Origin of the sequence: Actomonas aquatica (assembly GCF_019679435.2) — a bacterium.
Lineage (GTDB): Bacteria > Verrucomicrobiota > Verrucomicrobiia > Opitutales > Opitutaceae > Actomonas > Actomonas aquatica.
In genome coordinates, this window is the sequence record NZ_CP139781.1 from 5,846,024 (window position 1) to 5,866,438 (window position 20,415).

Sequence of the window (20,415 nt, forward strand, 5' to 3'; positions counted from 1 at the left end):
ACCGTCGTTCCCCGTTCCTCCTCCTCTATCTGTTATGGCAACCTCACTTGTAACCCGAATGGCGGCGAGCCCCGCGACCGCCCAGCGGCGACCGGCGCTGCAGGATCCTCGCTGGCTGCGCTGGTCGCTGCTCGGCACCACGCTCGTCTTCATCGCGCTGTTCCTGCTGCTCCCGCTGTTGATCGTGTTCTCCGAAGCACTGCGGCTGGGCCTCGGAGCCTACTGGGAAAGTTTTCTTGATCCCGACGCCCTGGCGGCGATCCGGCTCACGCTGACTGCGGCGGCCATCGCGGTGCCGCTCAATCTCGTCTTCGGCGTGTGTGCGGCGTGGGCGGTGACCAAGTTTGAGTTTCCGGGCAAGAGCCTGCTCATCACGCTCATCGACCTGCCGTTTGCCGTTTCGCCGGTGATCTCCGGCCTCGTCTACGTGCTCATGTTCGGGCTGCACGGCTGGATCGGCCCGTGGCTGGTTGAGCACGACATCCAGATCATCTTTGCGGTGCCCGGCATTGTGCTCGCCACCGTCTTCGTGACCTTTCCGTTTGTGGCGCGGGAGCTCATCCCGCTCATGCAGGCGCAGGGGAGCGATGAGGAACTCGCGGCGCTCACGCTCGGCGCGAGCGGCTGGCAGACGTTTTGGCGGGTGACGCTGCCCAACATCCGCTGGGGCCTGCTCTACGGCGTGATCCTGTGCAACGCGCGGGCGATGGGCGAGTTTGGCGCCGTATCCGTGGTCTCAGGACACATTCGCGGCGAGACCAATACCATGCCGCTGCACGTCGAGATCCTCTACAACGAATACAACCTGCAGGCCGCCTTTGCGGTGGCCTCGTTGCTTACTCTGCTGGCGCTCGTGTCGCTCGCCCTGAAGGGCCTGGTCGAGTGGCGGCATCGCTCCCAATCCGTGAATCCCTGAACGCCTCCTCCCATGAGTATCGAAGTCACCCACCTCCGCAAAACATTCGGCGCCTACACCGCGTTGGACGACGTCTCGCTCAGCGTGAAGCCGGGCCAGCTCACCGCGTTGCTCGGTCCCTCGGGATCGGGCAAGACGACCCTGTTGCGCATCATCGCCGGTCTGGAGTTTGCCGATCCCGGCAGCGGGGCGGTGTGCCTCGACGGACAGGACGTCACGGCACTCGGGCCGGGCGAGCGCGGCATCGGTTTTGTGTTTCAGCACTACGCGCTGTTTCGGCACCTCACGGTGTTTGAGAATGTCGCCTTTGGCCTTTCGGTGCGGCCCCGGCGCGAGCGGCCGTCGCGGGCGGAGGTCCGCGATCGGGTGCAGCGGCTCTTGCAACTCGTGCAACTCGACGGATTGGCGCAGCGCCTGCCGACGCAGCTCTCGGGCGGGCAACGTCAGCGGGTGGCCTTGGCGCGGGCGCTCGCCATCGAGCCCAAGGTATTGCTGCTCGACGAGCCGTTTGGCGCGCTCGACGCCAAGGTGCGCAAGGAACTGCGGCGCTGGTTGCGGCAATTCCACGAGGAGGTGAACCTCACGACGCTCTTCGTGACCCACGACCAGGAGGAGGCGCTGGAGATCGCCGACGAGGTGGTCGTCATGAACAACGCCCGTATCGAACAGGTGGGCGCCCCGCAGACCGTTTACGACCAGCCGGCGTCGCCCTTTGTGATCGAGTTCCTCGGCAACGTGAATCGGCTGGCGGCGGGCGTGTCGGTCGGCCCGCGGCCCGCCGGCGCGGACACGCTCTACGTGCGACCGCACGACGTGGATATCCGCCGCGGCGCCGATGCAGCCGGCACCCACGCGCTGCCGGTCAAGGTGCTGCACATCTTCGCCGCCGGCAGCACGGGGCGGGTGGTGTTGCGTCGACTCGACACCGGCGAGGCCTTTGAGGCCGAGCTGTCGCGCGGGCGTCTCGCCGAGCTCGACCTGCGCGCGGGCGAGGCGGCCTGGGTGGTGTTTCGGCATGTCCGACTTTTCCCCGATGGCCGTTACACGGAGGCGGATTTGCGCGGATCCGAGATCGCTGTTTCGTGAACTGCAGGGATTTCGCAAAATTCGTTAGACAATGAATCATGAGTAAGTTTAGTAATTTAATTCTAATTTAAACCTCCCCCTACCATGGCCCGTATCCACAACGACATCACTGAAACCATCGGCAACACGCCCCTCGTGCGTCTCAACCGCACGGCCCAGAAGCACGGCGCGGTGGCCGACGTCCTCCTCAAACTCGAGTTTTTCAACCCGCTCTCCTCGGTGAAGGACCGCATCGGTTTCGCGATGATCGATGACGCGCTCAAGAGCGGTAAGATCAACGAGAACACCGTGCTCATCGAGCCGACCTCGGGTAACACGGGTATCGCGCTGGCCTTCGTGGCCGCAGCCAAGGGCCTGAAGCTCATCCTTACCATGCCGGAGACCATGAGCATGGAGCGCCGCAAACTCCTCAAGGTGCTGGGCGCGCGTCTCATCCTCACCGAGGGGCCGAAGGGCATGAAGGGCGCCATCGCCAAGGCGGAGGAGCTCGCCGCGCAGATCCCGAATGCGGTTATCCTGCAACAGTTTGCCAACCCGTCCAACCCGGCCGTGCACCGTCGCACCACCGCCGAGGAAATCTGGAATGACACCGATGGTGCGGTCGACTTCGTGGTCGCGGGCATCGGCACCGGCGGCACCATCACCGGTGTCGGCGAAGTGCTGAAGGAGAAGAAGGCCGACGTGAAAGTCATCGCAGTCGAGCCGGCCTCTTCGCCGGTATTGTCCGGTGGCAACCCGGGCCCGCACAAGCTGCAGGGCATCGGTGCCGGCTTCGTGCCCGACGTGCTCAACACCAAGGTTTACGACGAGGTCATCACGGTGAAGGAGGAAGACTCCGGTCCGATCTCCAAGGAAGTGTCGCAGCTCGACGGTATCCCGATCGGCATCTCCTCGGGCGCCATCACCTGGGCGGCTTTGGAGCTGGCCAAGAAGCCGGAAAACGCCGGCAAGACGATCGTGGCGATCATCCCGTCCTGCTCGGAGCGTTACCTGTCCACTTGGCTTTTCGCCGATGTGAATACGGACAGTGATTCGCTGGACGACCTCATCAACAGCTGATCTAATTTAAACATCCCCGGTTTCGCCCCAGCGGAATCGGGCTTCCTAACCCCAAGCCGGTCCCGGCTCTCGGTCTGCAAATGGCCGGGAGCCGGGACTCTGCTTTTGGGGGGAGGGACAAAATTGACATGATGTGCCGCCGGACCGGATGTCGGGCGTAAAGCCCGACCCACAAATGAGTTACTTTCCTAGGGTGGGTCGGGCTTTACGCCCGACAGCGTTTCCATCTGTAAACTATGCGCTGTGATGTCCGAACCCTCCGCCGCCAACGCCTATTTGGCCGACCATGTCGCGTTGCTGCGCTCCAGCTTTCGGCAGCTGACCGGGCGGGAGTTGCTCTCGCTCGACGCTGCGGAAGCAGAGGCCTCACCCGCGGCGATTGCGGAGGCTTTGTATCGGGCGCCGTTTGTGGTGCTGTCGCATGGCACCGAGGTCGATCCGGTTTTTAACTACGCCAATCTCACCGCGCAGTGCGTGTTTGAGATGAGCTGGGCGGAGATCACGCAGTTGCCGTCACGTTTTTCGGCCGAGCCAGTGAGCCGAGAGGAGCGGGCCCAACTGCTGGAGCGGGTGAGCAGCCACGGTTTCATCGATGACTATCGCGGTGTGCGCATTTCCGCGACGGGGCGCCGCTTTTGGATCGAGCAAGCCACGGTCTGGAATGTGAGCGACGCCACGGGGGCGGCCTGCGGTCAGGCGGCGACCTTTGCGCAGTGGACGCCGCTGGCGGAGTAAAGCGGTGACGTTGGGCGGCGGACCGGCTCAGCCGTGGAAGGGCCAGATGATCGGCACGACCGTGAGCGCCATGCCAAAACACAGCGCGTTCATGGGCAGACCAATTTTGAGGAAGTCGGTGAAGCGGTAGCCACCGACGCCATACACGTAGGTGTTGGTCTGATACCCGATGGGCGTCGAAAACGCGGCGGAGGCGGCGAAGGTGACGGCCACGATGAAGGGGCGGGCATCCACGCCCATTTCGGCGGCGACGCGCAACGCGATGGGCGCCATAAGGGCGGCGATGGCGTTGTTGGAGAGGATCTCGGTCAGCACCATGGTGGTGAGGTAGATCGCGCCCAAGGCCACGAGCGGACGGTAGTCCAGCGGCGCGAGCCCGTTGACGCCATCGACGAGGTGAGTGGCGAGCCAAGACGCGGCGCCGGTGCGTTCGAGGGCGAGGCCCATGCCCAGCATGCCGAAGATCAGGAAGATGAGGTTCCACTCCACGGCGGCGTAGGCCTCCTTGGACTTGAGCACGCCGGCGACGAGCAGCACGACGCAGCCGGTAACGGCGGCGACTTCGATGGGCGCGATGCCGAAGGTGGCGGCGGCGATGACGGCGGCGATCACGCCGATGACGAGGGCGATTTTACCGCTGGCTGATTTGGCCGGCGTGCGGGCGCGATCAAACAGCATGAGGTCATCGCTGTTGCGCAGGCGATCGATGGCTTGGTCGGTGCCCATCATGAGCAACACGTCACCCGGTTCGATGGGCAGGGTTTCGATGGCCGAGCGGACGTTGCGGCCCTTGCGGTGCATGGCGATGGGCACGATGCGGAAGCGCTGGCGGAAGTTCACGCCGCGCACGGTTTGACCGACGAGGGCGGATTGCGGCGTGACGACGGCTTCGACGAGGGAACCCTCCTGAGCGGCGATCTGTTCGAGACCGAGTTGGAGGTCGGCGACCAAGTCGATGCCCTCGACGCTGCGGGTGTGGGCGATGCCCTTGGGGCGGCAGGAAAGGATCATGCGGTCGCCCGGCTGCAGCTTGGTTTCGGTGGGATCCAGCGGAATGGCGACGCCGTTGCGCACGATTTCGAGCACGCGCACGCCGCGGGCTTTTTTGAGACCGGATTCGTTGATGGTTTTGCCGGCGAGCGGGGAGTTGGCCTGAATGAAGGCCTCGGTGATGTATTCGCGGCGTTCTTCGTCGGTGAGGATGTCGGTCAACATCTCGCGCACCGGCAGGACGCGTTTGCCGACGATGGCGAGGTAGAAGGCGCCGATGATGGCGGTGGGCACGCCGAGCCAGGCGATCTCAAACAGGCTGAAGGCGCGCTCGCCGTGGGAGACCGCGATGCCGTTGACGATGAGGTTGGTGCTGGTGCCGACGAGCGTGCAGGTGCCGCCGAGGACAGCGGCGTAGGAGAGCGGGATGAGCAGCTTCGACGGTGCCAGCTTCATCTTGCGGGCGAGGCCCAGCACGACCGGCAGGAACACCACCACGACCGGGGTGTTGTTGACGAAGGCCGAGAGGGTGGCGACGAAGGCCACCATCACGATGATCACGACTGGGTAGGGCAGGTTGCCGGCGCGATCGACCAAGGTGGAGATGCGATCGATGAGGCCGCATTTCACCAGCGCCGCGCTGAGCACAAACATGGCGCCAACCGTGATGGGCGCGGGATTGGAGAAGACCGTGAGCGCTTCCTGAGCCGGCAGGAGCCCGGTCACCATGAGGGTGGCGAAGAGCGTCAACGCGGTGACGTCGGGCGGGAATTTTTCCCACACGAAGCTCGCGAGGGTCAGCACGAGGAGGACAAAGATGAGAGCAATTTCCCAAGTCATGGGCGCGAAGGGCGGAGACTAGGTGGTGCGAGCGAGACGTCCCAGCCCAATTTTCAGGCTACGGAGGCCGCGCGAGCGGAACCTTCACTCTGGCGATACCAGAGGACGAATACCCAGGTAAGGGCGAGAAAGGTCACGAAGACATTGCTCAGTTTCATGATCGCGCCGGCCAGCAACTGGTCGTCCATCGGGGTGAAGCCATCGATGAGGCGCGGGGCAAATTCGTAGGTCGGATAAAGGATGTCGTTCGAGAAGGTGATGAACGCAAAAAGCGGCGTGAGGCCGACCCCCACCGCGAACAGGTAAATCATCCGGCCGCCTAAGCGCATTGCGGGCCAAACTCGGCCGTTGGCCAATACCGGCCACCAATACAGCACGGCGGTGGCAAAAAAGGTGAGGTGTTCCATCACGTGCACAAAACGGTCCTGCAGGGCCAGGTCGTAGAGCGCAGGCACATGCCAGAGGCTTTGGGTGATCACGTAGAGGATGCCGGCGACGACCGGATGCACCAGAAAGCGTCCGAGGGGTCGCAACACGGCGCGATCGGCCACGCCGTCGACCACCCAGTCCGGCAGGCCGATGAGCCATAGCACGGCGCACGGATAGATGAGCACCACGTGCTGCACCATGTGAGCGGAAAAGAGGAAGCGTTCGCCGAGCTGGTCGAAGGGCGAACCGACCGCGAGGTAGAATAGGACCAGCGACCCGTAATAACAGATCGCGCGCCAGCGGGGGAGCCGAGCGCTGGGCGGGGCGATGCACGCGCGCAGCGGACCGGTGAGCATGGCGTAACCCCAGGCCAGCAGCAGCAGGCCGCCGATGAGGTAGGGTTCGTTGTGCCAGTGACGCCAGTCGATCATGGTGGGGTGCTACGAGAAAGGCGGCCCGCAGGCCGCCTCGTCAAGGAAGGGGGGATGGAGCGGGGCGGGCGGAACCGCTTATTCAACCATCTCGTAGGCGGGGCCGACCGGCTGGGAGTCCTTGGCACCGTGCAGGAGCAGGAGCGCCCAAAGGGTTCCGCCACCCAGCGCCAAACCAATGAAGAACAGGATGGTGCAGAAGGCCTTGTCCCACTTCAGGTGCATGAAGATGAAAATAACGGCGAGGAACTTCACCACGGACAGACCCATGAGGATGCTGATGACCAGCCACTCCGGCATGGGAATGTAAATCACCAGCAGCTCCATACCGGTGATGATCGCGAGGATCATCGCCAGCTGGACGAAAACGTGGAACTTGCCGTCGTGGGCGTGGCTGTCAGAGGCGGAAAGCGTGGAGGCGTCGGCAGTAGCGCTCATGGGAGGACGATGTATTCGAGGAGGTAAACGACCGGGAAAATCACGATCCAGACGATGTCGACGAAGTGCCAGTAGAGGCCCATCGATTCGACGTCGATGGCGTTGGCTTCACCAAAATCCACCGGACCCGGCGAGCGGGCGAACCAGATGAGCGCGCCGATGAGCGCGATGGTGCCGCCGAAGGAGATGAAGTGGTGGCTGAAGTAGTAGGCGAGTCCGTGACCTTCTTCGTAGGCGTGGACGAGGGCGAGCAGGGTATACATGCCCACGACCACGGCGCCGGCGAAGGCGAGGAAGTGCAGGGCACCCTTGGCGATCCAGCCCTGGCCATTGGAGTCATCGGTCGGCTTGAAGGTGCGAATATACATGAGCACCAACCACAGCACGCCGATCGCCACGTGGGTGCCGTGGGTGCCCGTGAGGGTGTAGAAGGTGGAACCGAAGACGCTGTTGGAGAGGGTGAGGCCGCCGACCTTTACGAAGTGGTTAAACTCGTAGACCTGGCCGCCGAGGAAGATGAGACCGAAGATGATCGTGCCGAGCAGCATCTTGCGGGTGGTGGCCACGTTGCCCTTCTGGATAGCGTTCACAGCGAGCGCCATGAGCAGCGAGGACATCAGCAGGATGAAGGTGGAACCCGAGGTGAGCTCGATGGAGAACAGATCGCGCGGATCGGGCGACCCGGCGGGCGGGTGCAGGCGGTAGATGAGGTGGGTCGCGATGAGCGAACCGAAGAACATGCAGTCCGACGCAAGGAAGGCCCACATGAAGAGCTTCTTGTTGGGAATGCCCGTCGACGTGGTCGCGTCGTGATGGTGGTCGATGTGGCCGGCGGTGGCGGCGTGAGAACTCATGACGTTGTTTCGCTAAAGGGGGTTGGCTCAGTGCGAAGCGGAAGAGGCGTCGCCATCGGACTTGGTGGGGTGAAGGTGGTAACCACCGGGGCCTTCGACGGACCACATCCACGCGCCGAAGAACGTGATACCCAGGCCCACGATCGCGCCGGGGATGTAGTGGAAGGCGAAGCAGAGTGAACCGATCAGCATGCCGGCCGCGGTGATGAAGGGGAACCAGGAGTTGCTCGGCATGTGGATGCCGCCATGGGCCTCGTCTTCAGCGGCCTTCTTGGCCTTCTCAGCCGCGATTTCGGCTTGGTGCGTCTTCTCATACCAGAAGGCGTCGCGGGCGTGCACGGTGGGCGTGACGTCGAAGTTGTGGGCCGGCGGCGGGTTGGGGATCGACCACTCGAGGGTGCGGCCATCCCACGGATCGCGACCGACCTTCTCTCCCTTGAAGTAGGTGTAGATCATCACGATGAAGTAGTAGGCGATGCCGATACCGAGGATGTAGGAACCGAGCGTCGCGAGCTGGTTGGCGGAGGTCCAACCCATGTTGCCGTCGTAGGTGAAGGTGCGTCGCGGCATGCCGTTGAGCCCGAGGAAGTGCATCGGGAAGAAGGTCAGGTTGAAGCCCACGAAGATGATCCAGAAGGACCACTTGCCGGCCTTCTCCGAAACCTTGCGGCCAAACATGAGCGGGAACCAGTAGTGGATGCCGGCGAGCAGGGCGAAGATGGAGCCGCCGATCAGCACGTAGTGGAAGTGGGCGACGATGAAGTAGGAGTCCTGCTGCTGCGCGTCGGCCGGGGCGGCCGAGTGCATGATGCCCGACATGCCGCCGGTCATGAACATCCAGACGAAGCCGAGGGCGAACATCATGGGCGTGCGCATCATGAGGTGGCCCTTCCAGAGGGTGCCGATCCAGTTGAAGATCTTTACGCCTGTGGGCACCGCGATGGTCATGGTGGCCATGGAGAAGGCCGCGGTCGCGACCGTGCCCATGCCGGTGGTGAACATGTGGTGAGACCAAACGCCGAAACCGAGGAAGCCGATCACCGCGCCGGAGAACACCACGATGGGGTAACCGAAGAGCGGCTTGCGGGAGAAGCAGGGCAGGATCTCGGAGATGATGCCCATGGCCGGCAGGATGAGGATATACACCTCGGGGTGACCGAAGACCCAGAACAAGTGCTGCCACAGAATCGGCAGGCCGCCGCCGGAGACTTCGAAGAAGTTGGTGCCGAAGTTGCGGTCCATCATGACCTCTACCAACGCGATGGTGATGGCGGGGAAGGAGAGGACGATGAGGAAGGCGGTGAAGAGCGTCATCCAAGTGAACACCGGCAGGCGCATCATGGTGAGGCCCGGGGCGCGCATGTTGATGATCGTCACCAGGAAGTTCAGTGAACCGACCACGGAAGAGACGCCGAGCACCTGCAGACCCATGACCCAGAGGTCAGTGGAATTGTCGCCGACAAACTCACTGGAGAAGGCCTTGGCGGTCATCGGCGCATAACCGAACCAACCGACATCCGGCAGACCGGCCTTGTGGAAGAAACCGACGTTGAGGATGATCGCGCCGGCAAGGAAGACCCAGAAGGCGAAGCCGTTGAGGCGGGGAAAAGCCACGTCGCGCGCCCCGATCTGCAGCGGCATGATGTAATTAAAGAACGCGGCCGAGAGTGGCATGACGGCGAGGAAGATCATCGTCGTCGCGTGCATGGTGAACATCTCGTTGTAGGTCTGTGCCGAGATGAAGGTGTTGTTCGGCACGGCCAACTGGGTGCGGATCATCAGGGCCTCGGCACCACCCACGAGGAAGAAGAAGAGGGCGGTGATTCCGTAGAGGAAACCGATGCGCTTGTGGTCGACGGTCGTGAGCCAACTCACGATGCCGGTCTTATGGTCAGGGCGAGCAAACATCCACGAGCGCTTGGCCGCGGGGGCATGGTCGTCGTGGCCGATGAAGTCGGATTTGGTCAGGGATTGGTCCATGGCGGGTAAGCGGGGCGGGCCGGTGGTTATTTCAAACTGTGCAAGTAGGCGACGAGGGCGTGGGCCTCTTCATCGGTGATCTCGATGTTCACCTCGGCCGGCTCACCGGTCGCGGGGTCCGGCGTGGTGTAACCGGGCATGATGACCATGCCGGGCGGGGGAACCACGCGGGTGTGATACATGAAATTACCGGGCTTAACGCGATGGGGCTCGGTGATCCAACGGTAGAGGTTCATTTCGCTGTTCTCGAGCAGGCCGGCGGCGATGGTGGTGCGGGCGCCGATGCGGGTAAGATCGGGGGCGACGACGCCGGCGCCTTCGTGACCGCGCACCGTGTGACAACCGGCGCACTTGTTTTCCGTGAAAGCGTGGCGACCGGCGGCGATGAGAGCGGTGTTTTCCGCGGCGGGATCGATGACCTGCTGAGCGCGCCAGGCGCCGAGGGGATCGGCGTCGAATTCCTCGGTCCAGCCGGCTTGGTTCTCCTCAAATTCGCCATAGGAGGTGAAGGAGGCCGGCAGTTCAGCGCCTTCCGGGGCTTCGACCACGCGAGCGGTTTGCTTCTGGTTGGCGAGCCAGGCGTTAAATTCATCCTCGGCCAGCGCGATCACACGGAACCGCATCACGGCGTGGGAGTCGCCGCAGTATTCGGCGCATTGACCCCAGAAGTAACCGGGTTCGTCGGCTTGCAGCCAGAGGTGGTTGCCGCGGTTGGGCATCATATCGACCTTGCCGGCGAGCTTCGGCACCCAGAAGGAGTGAATCACATCGACGGTGCGGAGTTCGATGCGCACCGGACGACCGGCGGGAATCACGAGCTCGTTGGCGCTCACCAGCGGGGTCTCGCCGCCGAAGGCATCGGTGGCCATCTCGTTCGGGTATTCGAACTTGAACCACCATTGGTAGCCGGTCGCGTTCACGTGGAAGGCGTTCTCCCGCTCCTCCTCCGGCACGTCGTAGGTATACCAGATGCCTTTGAGCGTCGGCACGGCGATGACCACGAGGGCGAGGATCGAGGCGGCGATGAGGCTCATTTCCACCAGCGGGTTGCCGTGACCCTGGGGCGGCGGCTCGGCGTGTTCGTCGCCCGAGTCGCGGGCCTTGAACTTGATCGTGGCGTAGGCCAGCACGGCCGCGACGATCACAAAGATGATGCCGGTGACCCAGAGGGTGACGTAGAAGAGGCCCGTCTGGGCTTCGGCCACCGGACCTTTCGTGTCCAAGGTCGACTGCGGACCATCCAGCCACCCACCGAGCATGACGGGTAAAAGCGCGGTGAGCAGGAGGGCGAGAGTGCGGCTACGGGTAAGTTTGCCGGAGAAAGCAAGAGATCTCATGAGAACAAAAAGACGCGGTCCGTTGGGTAAGGGACGGGGCCGGGAAGCCGCACAGCGTCCCTATGAGTAGAACCATTTCAAGACATTATATTGTCTGCTAAGGGATAACCTGAGGTCGCTTATCGGCGCGTTAAGGAAAATGCATAGGCCGGACCGCAATTCGTTTTCGCTGGCGAAGCCGCCGAGGTGGCATTCCGTGTGCGGCGATGAAACCCTCAGCAATGCTCCCCCTCCTGGCCCTTGGTTTGACGATTAGCCTCAGCGGCTGCGGCAAAAAAGAGGCTCCGGCCGCCGATCATGCCGCCCATGCGGCCGCTCCTGCCGAAGCCGCGCCAGCCGCGGCGGCAACCGCTGCCAACGAGGCCGTGGTGATCGAAGCCAACGATCAGATGAAGTTCAACGTGACCAAGGTCGAAGCCAAAGCCGGCTCCTCCATCACGCTGACACTCAAGAACGTAGGCAAGTTGCCCAAGACCGCCATGGGGCACAATCTGGTGGTGTTGAAGCAATCCGCCAACGCGACCCAATTCGCCACCGCCGCCATGGGCGCGGCCGCGTCGGAGTATATCCCGGCTAATATGGCCGATCAGGTGATTGCCCACACCAAGCTGTTGGGACCGGGTGAAAGCGACTCGATCACCTTCACCGTGCCCAGCGAGCCTGGTGAGTATGTCTTCCTCTGCAGTTTCCCAGCTCACTTCATGGCCGGCATGAAGGGACTGCTGGTGGTAACGGAATAATTTCCGCCGCTTTAGCCATCTGCTTGCGACTGGGGCCCGGCTAGTGCCGGGCCTTATTTTTGGGACGAAACGCGCGCGTTTCGGCGGCTTAAGTGTTCGCGAGCAACGCGGTGATCCACTTCCGGTGCGGTCCGGAGAGCGTGACGTCGTCGAGTTGATCCCGCGGCACCCACACGAGTTCGGCGTTGGCGTCGACCGTCGCGGGAGCGTCGAGACGGACGATGGTTTCCGTGATGGCGTAGCGGGTGATGCCGCGCTTCTTCACTGCCAGCACCGGCGCGGCGACTACGGCGGCGGTCGGCAGTCCGAGCGTGCTGGCATCCGGCAACTCGTGAAGGTTGGCCAAGCGACGCGATTTGGCCGACGCGCGATGCAGCAGCAGCGCGCCATCGCGTTCGCACCACGCGCGGGTGATGGCGATGCGCTCGATCTTTTTGGGTTCGAGCTTGGGAAACTCCTCGGGGGCGCCCGCGGCACAGGCGGCGCAATGTTTCCGCACCGGGCAAATCGTGCACAGGGGCGAACGCCGATGGCAGACGGTCGCGCCGAGCTCCATCATGGCCTGATTGTGGTCGCCGGGTTCGTCGCGATTGAGCACGGATTCGGCCAGCGGCGTGTAGGCTTTGGCCGCCGTGGCGCTGTCGCGGTAGCTCGTGCCGTCGGCGGTGAGGCGGGCGAGGATGCGCACCACGTTGCCATCCACACAGGCCGCCGGATAACCGAGCGCGATCGAAGTGATGGCGGCGGAGGTGTAGGGGCCGATGCCAGGAAGCGCGCGCCAGGCATCCGGCGTGGTCGGCGGTTCAGGCAGGGCGACGTAGGCCCGCGCGAGGCGCTGCAGGTTGCGGGCGCGCGAGTAGTAGCCGAGGCCTTCCCAGAGTTTGAGCACGGTGGCTTCGTCGGCCGCAGCGAGCGCCGCGAAGTCGGGCAAGGCCTCCATCCAGCGGTGGAAGTAGGGCAGGGCGGTTTTGATCTGCGTCTGCTGCAACATGAACTCGCTCACCACCGTGCGGTAGAGCGACGGCTCCTCGCGCCAGGGCAGTTGGCGACGGTTGGCATGATACCACGCGAGCAGATCACGTTGGAAATCGGCGGGTTGTTGCAGAGCGGTCGCGGTCACAAAATATCCAACAGGTGCAAAAAAACCTCCCTGCGCCACCCTAGATTCGTTTTGTGGATACAAGGCGCATCCGGCGCCGCCTCGCATGGCCAAGAAAAAGACACCCGCTGATCCCAACGCTCCGAAGACGCTCTCCTCCTACACGGTGAAGCTTGATGATGCCCAGATGGAGAAGCTCGAGGCGATCTGCGCCAGCCGCGGTTGGAAGGCCTTCGAGGTCGCCTACGCGCGTTTCGCCTTCAAGGGCGAGACGGACAAAGTGAACGTCACCGCCTACACCAGCGGCAAGGTGGTGATCGCGGGCAAGGGCACGCAGGACTTTGTGACCATGACGCTCGAGCCCGAGGTCACGGGCGAACCGCGCCTCGGCTACGACGAGGTCCACCATCCCGAGTGGTTTGAACCCCACGCCGGTCTCGACGAGAGCGGCAAGGGTGACCTCTTCGGTCCGGTCGTGGCCGCCACCGTCATCGCCGATCGTCGCGCGATCGATGCGCTCATCGCCGCGGGCGTGAAGGACTCCAAGAAGATCGCCGACTCCGTCATCCTCAAACTCGACAAGGTCGTGCGCGAAACCCGCGGCGCCACCGTCGAGGTCGTGACTTGTGGCATGACCCGCTACAACGAGCTCATGTCCCGCCCCCGCGCCAACATGAACAAGCTGCTCGCCTGGCAGCACGGCATGGCGCTGATGAACGCGCTGCAAAAGCAGTCGGTGCCGCGCGGCCTGCTCGACCAGTTCAGCAAAACCCCGCTCGTGCAGAATGAGCTCAAGCGCAAGGGCGTGACCGGCTTCAACCTCGAGATGCGCACCAAGGCCGAGTCCGATCCGGTCGTTGCCGCCGCGTCCATCGTGGCCCGCGCCGAATACGTGCGCATCATGCGCAAACTCTCCGACCGATTTGGTGAACCGCTGCAGAAGGGCGCCAGCGCCTTGGTCAAACAGCAAGCCCACACCATCATTGAAAAGTTTGGCGCCCGCGCGCTCGGCGAGTTCGCCAAACTCCATTTCCGCACCGCCTACGAAGTCGTTAAAGAAGCCGGCAAACTTCACGAATTGCCGCTGCCCGAACCCAAGGAGCGCTTCGAGCGCGACTGATCCGGAGGCCCTTCCGCCGCATGCCCAAACGCCGCCAACTCCGAGGCTTTGACCTGAAGCATATTGCCGAAGTCGAGTGCCTCATCGGCGTCGACGAAGCCGGGCGCGGCGCCCTGGCTGGACCGGTCGCGGCGGGCGCGGTGTTGGTCACGCGCGAGTTTCTCGATAGCAATTGGGTGACGCAAAACGCCCGTCGGATCAACGACTCCAAACAACTCACCGCCGCCGATCGCGACGCGCTGTGGTTGGACTTTGAAGCGTTGATGGCAGAGCGCCGGATTCACGCCCACTTCGGCATGGCCGACGTCGCGGAGATCGAACAACTCAACATCCTCGGCGCGACCAAACTCGCCATGCGCCGCGCGCTCGAAGGCATCTACGCTCCGTCGGCGTTTGAAAGTCGTCGCGAGCCCGACCTCTTTGCGTCGGCCGAGGAGGTGGCCGCCTACCAGCCGCGCGTTTCGGCCAAAATCCTCATCGACGGGCTGCCGTTGAAACACTTCCCGTATCCGCACGAAGGTGTCGTGCACGGCGACGGCCGATCCCTCTGCATCGCCATGGCGTCGATCATCGCCAAGGTCTCGCGTGACCGCGAGATGGAGCGTTTGCATGAGGAGTTTCCGGTCTACGGATTTGGCGTGCACAAAGGCTACGGCACCGAGGACCACCGGGCGGCCATCCTCAAGCACGGTCGTTGCCGCTACCACCGCACCAGCTTCCTGCGCAAACTCCTCGCCACCCGCGTCGACCCGGGTCAGCTCGACTTTCTGGGCTGACACGACACGCTGCGTTTCGCTTTTCGCTCCTCTTGCCCATGCCTCCCAAAAAGCACAGCTCTCTGGACCGCGTGCTCGGCCGTCTCGACACTTTGGATACGGTTAACCTGACCAATCTGGTGCAGCGCCTCGCGCGTGAACGCGGTTTGTTCGAAGACATCTTTAACGCCCTGCGCGAGGGCGTGTTGGTGATTACGCCGGACGGTGAGATCGAGTATGCCAACGATGCCGCGCACCGGCTCATCGGGCTCGGTGACGACGAGCTGCCGGGGCAGACCTTGTGGCGCCTGGTGCCGGGCCTGCGTCCCTCCCTGGGCGGCTCGCTCGACGACGGCGCGCTGCCGGTCATGGCGCGCGAATTTGAGCTCACTTATCCGGAGCCGCGCACGGTGCGACTCTACCTGGTGCCGTTCTCCGGTGAAGGGCGCGGCGGTTCACGCCGTTATGCCGTGATCCTGAGCGACATGACCCGCGAGAAAGCCTCGACCGAAGAACGCATCGAGAACGAGCGCACGTCGTCGATTCTGTTGCTGGCGGCCGGCGTGGCCCACGAACTGGGCAACCCGCTCAACTCTCTCAACATCCACCTGCAGCTCATCGAGCGGCGTTTGCGCAAACTCGACGCGCCGACCAAGGCGGTGGAGGGACTGACGGATTCGATCGAAGTCTGTCGCGACGAAGTGCGCCGGCTCGACGGGATCATCAGCAACTTCCTCGAAGCGATTCGGCCGCGTCCGCCGGACCTCCACGAAACCCACCTGCTCGACGTGCTCGATGAAGTGCTGCGGTTCCAACAGGACGAGCTCGCCGACCGGCACATCGAGGTGGAAGTGGAATCGGCCGGTGAGATTCCGTTGGTCATGGCCGATCGCAATCAGCTCAAGCAGGTCTTTTTCAACGTCATCAAAAACGCCATGGAGGCGATGGAGCCGGGCGGGAAACTGCATCTGGTGGCGCGAGCCGACGACGAGTCCGTGTATTTGATCTTTGGCGACACCGGCCAGGGCATCAAGCAGGAGGACGTCCTGCGCATGTTCGAACCCTACCACACGACCAAGCCGACCGGAAACGGACTCGGCCTGATGATCGTGCAGCGCATCATGCGCGAGCACGGCGGTCAGGTGGGCGTAGAGAGCAAAGCCGGTATCGGCACGGTGGTGACACTGGAGTTCCCGCGCAAAGACCGGCGGGTGCGCATGCTGCGCTCCGGCGGGCCCGGGGCGTGAGTGACGGCCGGGCGCGGGGGGCGTCCGAGGAATCCGGTCAGTTGCGATCGCGGTCGCGCGAACGGCGCGGTTCCGGGGTTTCGCGGCGCGTGGAAGAACGATCGTTGTTCGACGACTGCGTGGTGGATTCGGTCCGGGCGGGCGGAGGCGGCGTGTAGGTCGAGCGACGCGTGGTCGAGGTGGACGTCTTGGCAGGCGGCGGCGTCGGCGTGGGCAGGCGGCGGTCTTTCGGCGCGCGCACGCGGTCGAGTGTCTGGTCGCGGTAGTTGATTTTTGGATTCGGCCGGCCCTCGATGGGGAAGCCGGGCTTGGGGCTGATCACCGGGCGGTCCGGGCGGTTGTCGTTGTTGCGATCGCCGCGATCGCCGCGATCACCCCGGTCCCCACGATCCCCACGGTTTCCACCGCGATCACCGCGATCGCCCTTGTCGCCGCGGTCACCGCGATCCCGGCCGTGGTAGCCGCCCCGGTCCTGTCGATCACCGCGGTCGCGCCGACCGTCATGGCGGTCGTAGCGGTCGTGTCGATACGGCGAACCCCAGGTCGGGCCGGGCAGCGGGAAGCTGCCGTAGTAGGGATCGTAAAAGCTGCCGGGATAACCGCGCGGGTAGTAGGTGTCCCAACTTACACCGCCGTTGCTGTAGCGGGGTTGTGAGAGGACCACGGTGGTGGCGTTGCTGACGCTGGGCACACCAGCGATCTCGACCAATACGCCATTCTCGACCTGCGCCCGGTAGAGAAATTGGGCGCGTTCGAGGTCGGAAATCATCTGGTCCTGCGGCGTCACCAAACCCGCCGCGAGCAAGGTGTCGCGAGCCAAGGACAGCGAATGGATGCGAGCGTCCTCGTCCAGGGTCTCGCCGTCGGGCAGGTAGAGCACGATGGCGTAGGTAAAGGGATTGCGCTGGGGCGGCGCCGAACTGGTGCCCCGATAGACGGTGCCGCAGCCGCTGAGCAGGAGAGTGCCGAGGACGCTGAGCAGGCCGAGGAGGGGGAGGGGGCGTTTGAAGTTCACGGTGGTGGTGGGGTTGCGCTATCCGACCCACTTGCCTGACCGCAGTTCCGTAGGCGGGTCAATTCGTCGCACCTGAGCTTGACCGAAGCCGACTCCTGCTCGTGATTAAGCCCATGGTTCCGACGGTTTTAATCGTGGATGACGAGCGCCACACGCGGGAGGGTCTGCAACAAGCGTTGGAGGACAGTTTCGACGTGTCGGTGGCGGGCAGCGCCGATGAGGCGTTCAACTTGATGGGGGCGGAGAGTTACGACGTGATCGTGACCGACCTGCGCATGCCGGGGAAGAGTGGCCTCAAGGTCATCGACAAAGCCCTCACGCTGCCGAATCGCCCGGCGGTGCTCATGATGACGGCCTACGGCAGCATCGACACGGCGGTCGAAGCGATGCGCCGCGGCGCGGTCGATTTCCTGACCAAGCCCGTCAATCTCGAGCGGCTGGAGATCCTCATCAACCGGGCCCTCAAGAGCCGCACCCTCGAGGTGGAGGTGAAGCAGCTCCACGAGCGCCTGGACGAAAAGTTCAACTTCAAAGGCATCGTGGGCGACTCGCCCAAACTGCAGGAGGTGATCGATCGGGTGAAATTGGTCGCGCCGTCGAAGGCCACCATCCTCGTCGAAGGTGAATCCGGCACGGGCAAGGAACTCATCGCCCAGGCGATCCACCAATCCAGTCCGCGGGCACGCGCGCCCTTTGTGGCGGTGCACTGCGCGGCGCTTTCGGAGAACCTGCTGGAGAGCGAAATCTTCGGTCACGAGCGCGGGGCCTTCACCGGTGCGATGGAGCGCCGGGTGGGACGTTTCGAAGCGGCCGACGGCGGCACGCTGTTTCTCGACGAGATCGGCGAAATCTCCGCGTCCACGCAGGTGAAGCTGCTGCGTTTCCTCGAAACCAAAGCCATCGAGCGCGTCGGCGGCACCAAGCCGATCGACCTCGATGTGCGCCTCGTCGCTGCGACCAACCGCCACCTCGAAAACATGGTGAAGGAGGGCAAGTTTCGCGAGGACCTCTATTTCCGCCTCAACGTGGTGAGCATCACCATGCCGCCGCTGCGCGAACGCGTGACCGACATTCCGACGCTGCTGGCGCATTACCTGAAGCATTTTGCCGAGGAAAACGGTCTGCCGGTGCCTACCGTCGAACCCGGCGCGCTGGCCACCCTTTCGAGCTACCGCTGGCCGGGTAACATCCGTGAGTTGCGCAACTTCTGCGAAAATGCCGTGGTGCTGCATCGCGGCGGCAAACTCACCGAATATGATCTGGATCCGCGTTTCCGGGCCGGACCCGGCAGCGATTCCGAGAGCGGCACTTCCGGCGGCAGCAGCGCCGCTGGTGGGGCGGTGAGCGCGATGCCCGCGCCGTCGACCTTGTCGGTGGAGGAGAACGAAAAACGCCTGCTGCGCGAAGCCCTTATCAAGGCCCGCGGCAATCGCACCAAAGCCGCCGAGCTCATGGGCATCTCCCGCCGCACCCTGCATCGCAAGCTGGCCCTCTGGCCCGAGCTCGATGTCATGGATTGATCGATACCGCGCCCGTGCTTTCGCCCCGTAACCGATCCTCCTTCCGCGCCGACGCGCCGCCCGCCAGATGAACGCGCAGGCGTGGATTCATTGGCTGGAGCAAGGTCGCGGTGCCGCCGCCCTCAAAGGGCTCGCGCTGTTGCTCGGCGTCGTCGCGCTGTCGCTGACGGTGGCCTACAAACAGTTTCATGGTCCGCGCACCGAGGAGACCCTGCGGCAGGCCGACCTCGGCCGATCGATCGCGACCGGCGAGGGGTTTACGACCTCGGTGAACTACCCGCAGGTCTACGCCACGATGCGCGCGGAGCAACCGGAGCGGGCGCCGGGTCGACGTCTGCCCGAGGTGTATCATCCGCCCGGATACCCCTTGGTGATTGCCACCGCGCTGAAGCTCCTGCCCGCGGCCCAGCGCGACGCGCTCTTCGCCGAGGCACCGGCGCCGCCGGACGGGTTTGGCGCCGATTATCTTCTGCTCGCGCTCAACGTGCTGCTCTTCTGGGTGGCGGTGATCCAGACTTGGCGTCTCGGGACACGCCTCTTCGACCGCAAAGTGGGCGGCATGGCGGCGATCGCGCTCTTGGTCTCAATGCCCGCTTGGACGCACGTCGTGGCGGTGGACGGCGCGGCGCTTACGATGGTGTTGTTGCTGGGGGTGTTCCAGTGTCTGGCCCGGGCGGATCTCGTGGCGGACGCCGCCAGCGGTCGACCGTCGCCGTGGTGGCTGGGGGCGGGCGCTTTGGCCGGACTTTTGTTTTTAACCGACTATCCCTACGGCATCGTGGTGCTGGCGGTGTCGGGCCACGCGTTGTGGCGACGCCGCTCGTTGGCGGCGGTGTTGGCCGTGGCGGTGGCGCTGGCGGTCGCGACCCCTTGGCTGCTGCGCAACGTCGCGGTCACGGGCAGTCCGCTCGGTCTGGCCGGGCAGGACCTCGCGCTGCGCGCGGGCGATCCGACGGCGGATCCGGCGGTGTGGCGCAATACGCTCTCGGCCGAGACGCCGGCGATCAGCCTCAACAAACTCGGCAACAAGGTCCTGACCGCGCTGCAGAGCGCCTTGCGCGACGGGTTGTGGTCGGGCGGCGGACTCGTGCTCACGGCGTTTTTTGTGACCGGGTGGATCTATCGTTTTCGACGGGAGTCGGCGAATCGGCTGCGCACGCTGTTTGCGGGCGTGCTCGGGTTGCTGATCGTGACGCACGGCCTGTGCAATTCCGGGGAAGGGGAGCGCGTGCCAACGGTGGTGGCGACGCCGCTCATCATCGTGTTTGGGGTGGGCTTTTTTGCGGTGTTGGCTGCGAGCAGTGAGTTCCTGCGCACCTGGCCGCGACTGGCGGTGCTGGGGCTGCTGGGCATGCAGGCTTTACCGCTGGCGCACGACCTCGCGGAGCCGCGGCGCATTCATTTCAGTTACCCGCCATACTATCCGGCGTTCTTCCTGGCGCTGGGGCAGGAGATGGAGCTGCGCGGGGATCCGGTGGCGGGCTGGATGTGTGATGTGCCGGCGGGCGCGGCCTGGTATGCCAGCGACCGGGTATGGTCGCGACCGGCGACGCTGCGGGACTTTTACAGCGTCGATGTGGACCAGCACCAAGTCGCGCTGGTGCTCACGCCGGCGACGCTGGATCGGCCCTTCTTCGCCGAGCTGCTCGACGCCGAAGCCAACGTCACACGGTTTGGCGAATGGGGCAAAATTTACACCGGCCTGATCTCCGGCGAACTGCCCCGCACCTTTCCGCTCAGCGAGTCGCGGGCCTTGGCGCCGAACTTCCAGCTTTTGGTCGATCCGGCCTGGGCGGGAACTACCGGAAAATGAATTGCACCAAG

The 20,415-nt window shown here is 64.1% G+C and carries 18 protein-coding genes; 10 read left to right on the forward strand and 8 right to left on the reverse strand.

What is annotated here, in order from left to right; all coding sequences use genetic code 11:
- Window positions 1-34: 34 nt before the first annotated feature.
- From cysW to K1X11_RS22365, 4 genes are all read left to right on the forward strand, one after another.
- A complete protein-coding gene (gene cysW / locus K1X11_RS22350; protein WP_221030272.1) occupies window positions 35-916 on the forward strand; it encodes a sulfate ABC transporter permease subunit CysW in 882 nt (293 codons plus the stop codon).
- Between the two features lie 12 nt (window positions 917-928).
- The gene (locus tag K1X11_RS22355; RefSeq protein WP_221030271.1) at window positions 929-2,002 is read left to right on the forward strand and encodes a sulfate/molybdate ABC transporter ATP-binding protein; all 1,074 of its coding nucleotides are present in this window, start codon (window positions 929-931) and stop codon (window positions 2,000-2,002) included.
- 84 nt (window positions 2,003-2,086) lie between these two features.
- Entirely contained in the window at window positions 2,087-3,061 is a 975-nt protein-coding gene (gene cysK / locus K1X11_RS22360) for a cysteine synthase A (protein WP_221030270.1), read from the forward strand.
- Between the two features lie 246 nt (window positions 3,062-3,307).
- Window positions 3,308-3,796 (forward strand): MEKHLA domain-containing protein, encoded by a 489-nt coding sequence (locus K1X11_RS22365; RefSeq protein WP_221030269.1) that lies wholly within the window; start codon window positions 3,308-3,310, stop codon window positions 3,794-3,796.
- 27 nt (window positions 3,797-3,823) lie between these two features.
- Here K1X11_RS22365 and K1X11_RS22370 read toward each other — a convergent pair whose 3' ends face one another.
- The 6 genes from K1X11_RS22370 to coxB all read right to left on the reverse strand — a co-directional run bounded on the left by K1X11_RS22370 (window position 3,824) and on the right by coxB (window position 11,095).
- Window positions 3,824-5,626: an SLC13 family permease gene (locus K1X11_RS22370; protein WP_221030268.1), complete on the reverse strand. Its 1,803-nt coding sequence runs from the start codon at window positions 5,624-5,626 to the stop codon at window positions 3,824-3,826.
- A 53-nt stretch (window positions 5,627-5,679) separates the two neighbouring features.
- Window positions 5,680-6,486 (reverse strand): cytochrome c oxidase assembly protein, encoded by an 807-nt coding sequence (locus tag K1X11_RS22375; RefSeq protein WP_225919349.1) that lies wholly within the window; start codon window positions 6,484-6,486, stop codon window positions 5,680-5,682.
- 78 nt (window positions 6,487-6,564) lie between these two features.
- Entirely contained in the window at window positions 6,565-6,924 is a 360-nt protein-coding gene (locus tag K1X11_RS22380) for a cytochrome C oxidase subunit IV family protein (protein ID WP_221030267.1), read from the reverse strand.
- Window positions 6,921-7,778 (reverse strand): cytochrome c oxidase subunit 3, encoded by an 858-nt coding sequence (locus K1X11_RS22385; protein ID WP_221030266.1) that lies wholly within the window; start codon window positions 7,776-7,778, stop codon window positions 6,921-6,923. The genes K1X11_RS22380 and K1X11_RS22385 overlap by 4 nt, the downstream gene beginning before the upstream one ends.
- 27 nt (window positions 7,779-7,805) lie before the next feature.
- Window positions 7,806-9,758, reverse strand: a complete 1,953-nt coding sequence (gene ctaD, locus K1X11_RS22390) for a cytochrome c oxidase subunit I (RefSeq protein WP_221030265.1) — start codon at window positions 9,756-9,758, stop codon at window positions 7,806-7,808.
- Window positions 9,759-9,784: 26 nt separating this feature from the next.
- On the reverse strand, window positions 9,785-11,095 hold the full coding sequence (gene coxB, locus K1X11_RS22395; protein WP_221030264.1) for a cytochrome c oxidase subunit II: 1,311 nt from the start codon (window positions 11,093-11,095) through the stop codon (window positions 9,785-9,787).
- 221 nt (window positions 11,096-11,316) lie between these two features.
- Between coxB and K1X11_RS22400 the strand changes: the two genes are divergently transcribed.
- Window positions 11,317-11,835: a plastocyanin/azurin family copper-binding protein gene (locus tag K1X11_RS22400; protein ID WP_225919348.1), complete on the forward strand. Its 519-nt coding sequence runs from the start codon at window positions 11,317-11,319 to the stop codon at window positions 11,833-11,835.
- An 88-nt stretch (window positions 11,836-11,923) separates the two neighbouring features.
- Here the strand turns inward: K1X11_RS22400 and K1X11_RS22405 are convergent, their stop codons facing one another.
- Entirely contained in the window at window positions 11,924-12,955 is a 1,032-nt protein-coding gene (locus K1X11_RS22405; RefSeq protein ID WP_324726043.1) for an A/G-specific adenine glycosylase, read from the reverse strand.
- Window positions 12,956-13,040: 85 nt separating this feature from the next.
- Here K1X11_RS22405 and rnhC point away from each other — a divergent pair, with 85 nt between their 5' ends.
- Genes rnhC through K1X11_RS22420 form a run of 3 tightly spaced genes read left to right on the forward strand, consistent with a single transcriptional unit; the run spans window position 13,041 to window position 16,056 of the window.
- Window positions 13,041-14,054 (forward strand): ribonuclease HIII, encoded by a 1,014-nt coding sequence (gene rnhC / locus K1X11_RS22410; protein ID WP_221030261.1) that lies wholly within the window; start codon window positions 13,041-13,043, stop codon window positions 14,052-14,054.
- A gap of 20 nt (window positions 14,055-14,074) precedes the next feature.
- Window positions 14,075-14,830: a ribonuclease HII gene (locus K1X11_RS22415; RefSeq protein WP_221030260.1), complete on the forward strand. Its 756-nt coding sequence runs from the start codon at window positions 14,075-14,077 to the stop codon at window positions 14,828-14,830.
- Between the two features lie 38 nt (window positions 14,831-14,868).
- Window positions 14,869-16,056: a sensor histidine kinase gene (locus K1X11_RS22420; protein WP_221030259.1), complete on the forward strand. Its 1,188-nt coding sequence runs from the start codon at window positions 14,869-14,871 to the stop codon at window positions 16,054-16,056.
- 37 nt (window positions 16,057-16,093) lie between these two features.
- Here the strand turns inward: K1X11_RS22420 and K1X11_RS22425 are convergent, their stop codons facing one another.
- Entirely contained in the window at window positions 16,094-17,071 is a 978-nt protein-coding gene (locus tag K1X11_RS22425; protein ID WP_221030258.1) for a hypothetical protein, read from the reverse strand.
- A 113-nt stretch (window positions 17,072-17,184) separates the two neighbouring features.
- Here K1X11_RS22425 and K1X11_RS22430 point away from each other — a divergent pair, with 113 nt between their 5' ends.
- Both K1X11_RS22430 and K1X11_RS22435 read left to right on the forward strand, forming a co-directional pair.
- On the forward strand, window positions 17,185-18,591 hold the full coding sequence (locus K1X11_RS22430) for a sigma-54-dependent transcriptional regulator (RefSeq protein WP_221030257.1): 1,407 nt from the start codon (window positions 17,185-17,187) through the stop codon (window positions 18,589-18,591).
- A gap of 67 nt (window positions 18,592-18,658) precedes the next feature.
- The gene (locus K1X11_RS22435) at window positions 18,659-20,404 is read left to right on the forward strand and encodes a glycosyltransferase family 39 protein (protein WP_221030256.1); all 1,746 of its coding nucleotides are present in this window, start codon (window positions 18,659-18,661) and stop codon (window positions 20,402-20,404) included.
- Window positions 20,405-20,415: the final 11 nt, after the last annotated feature.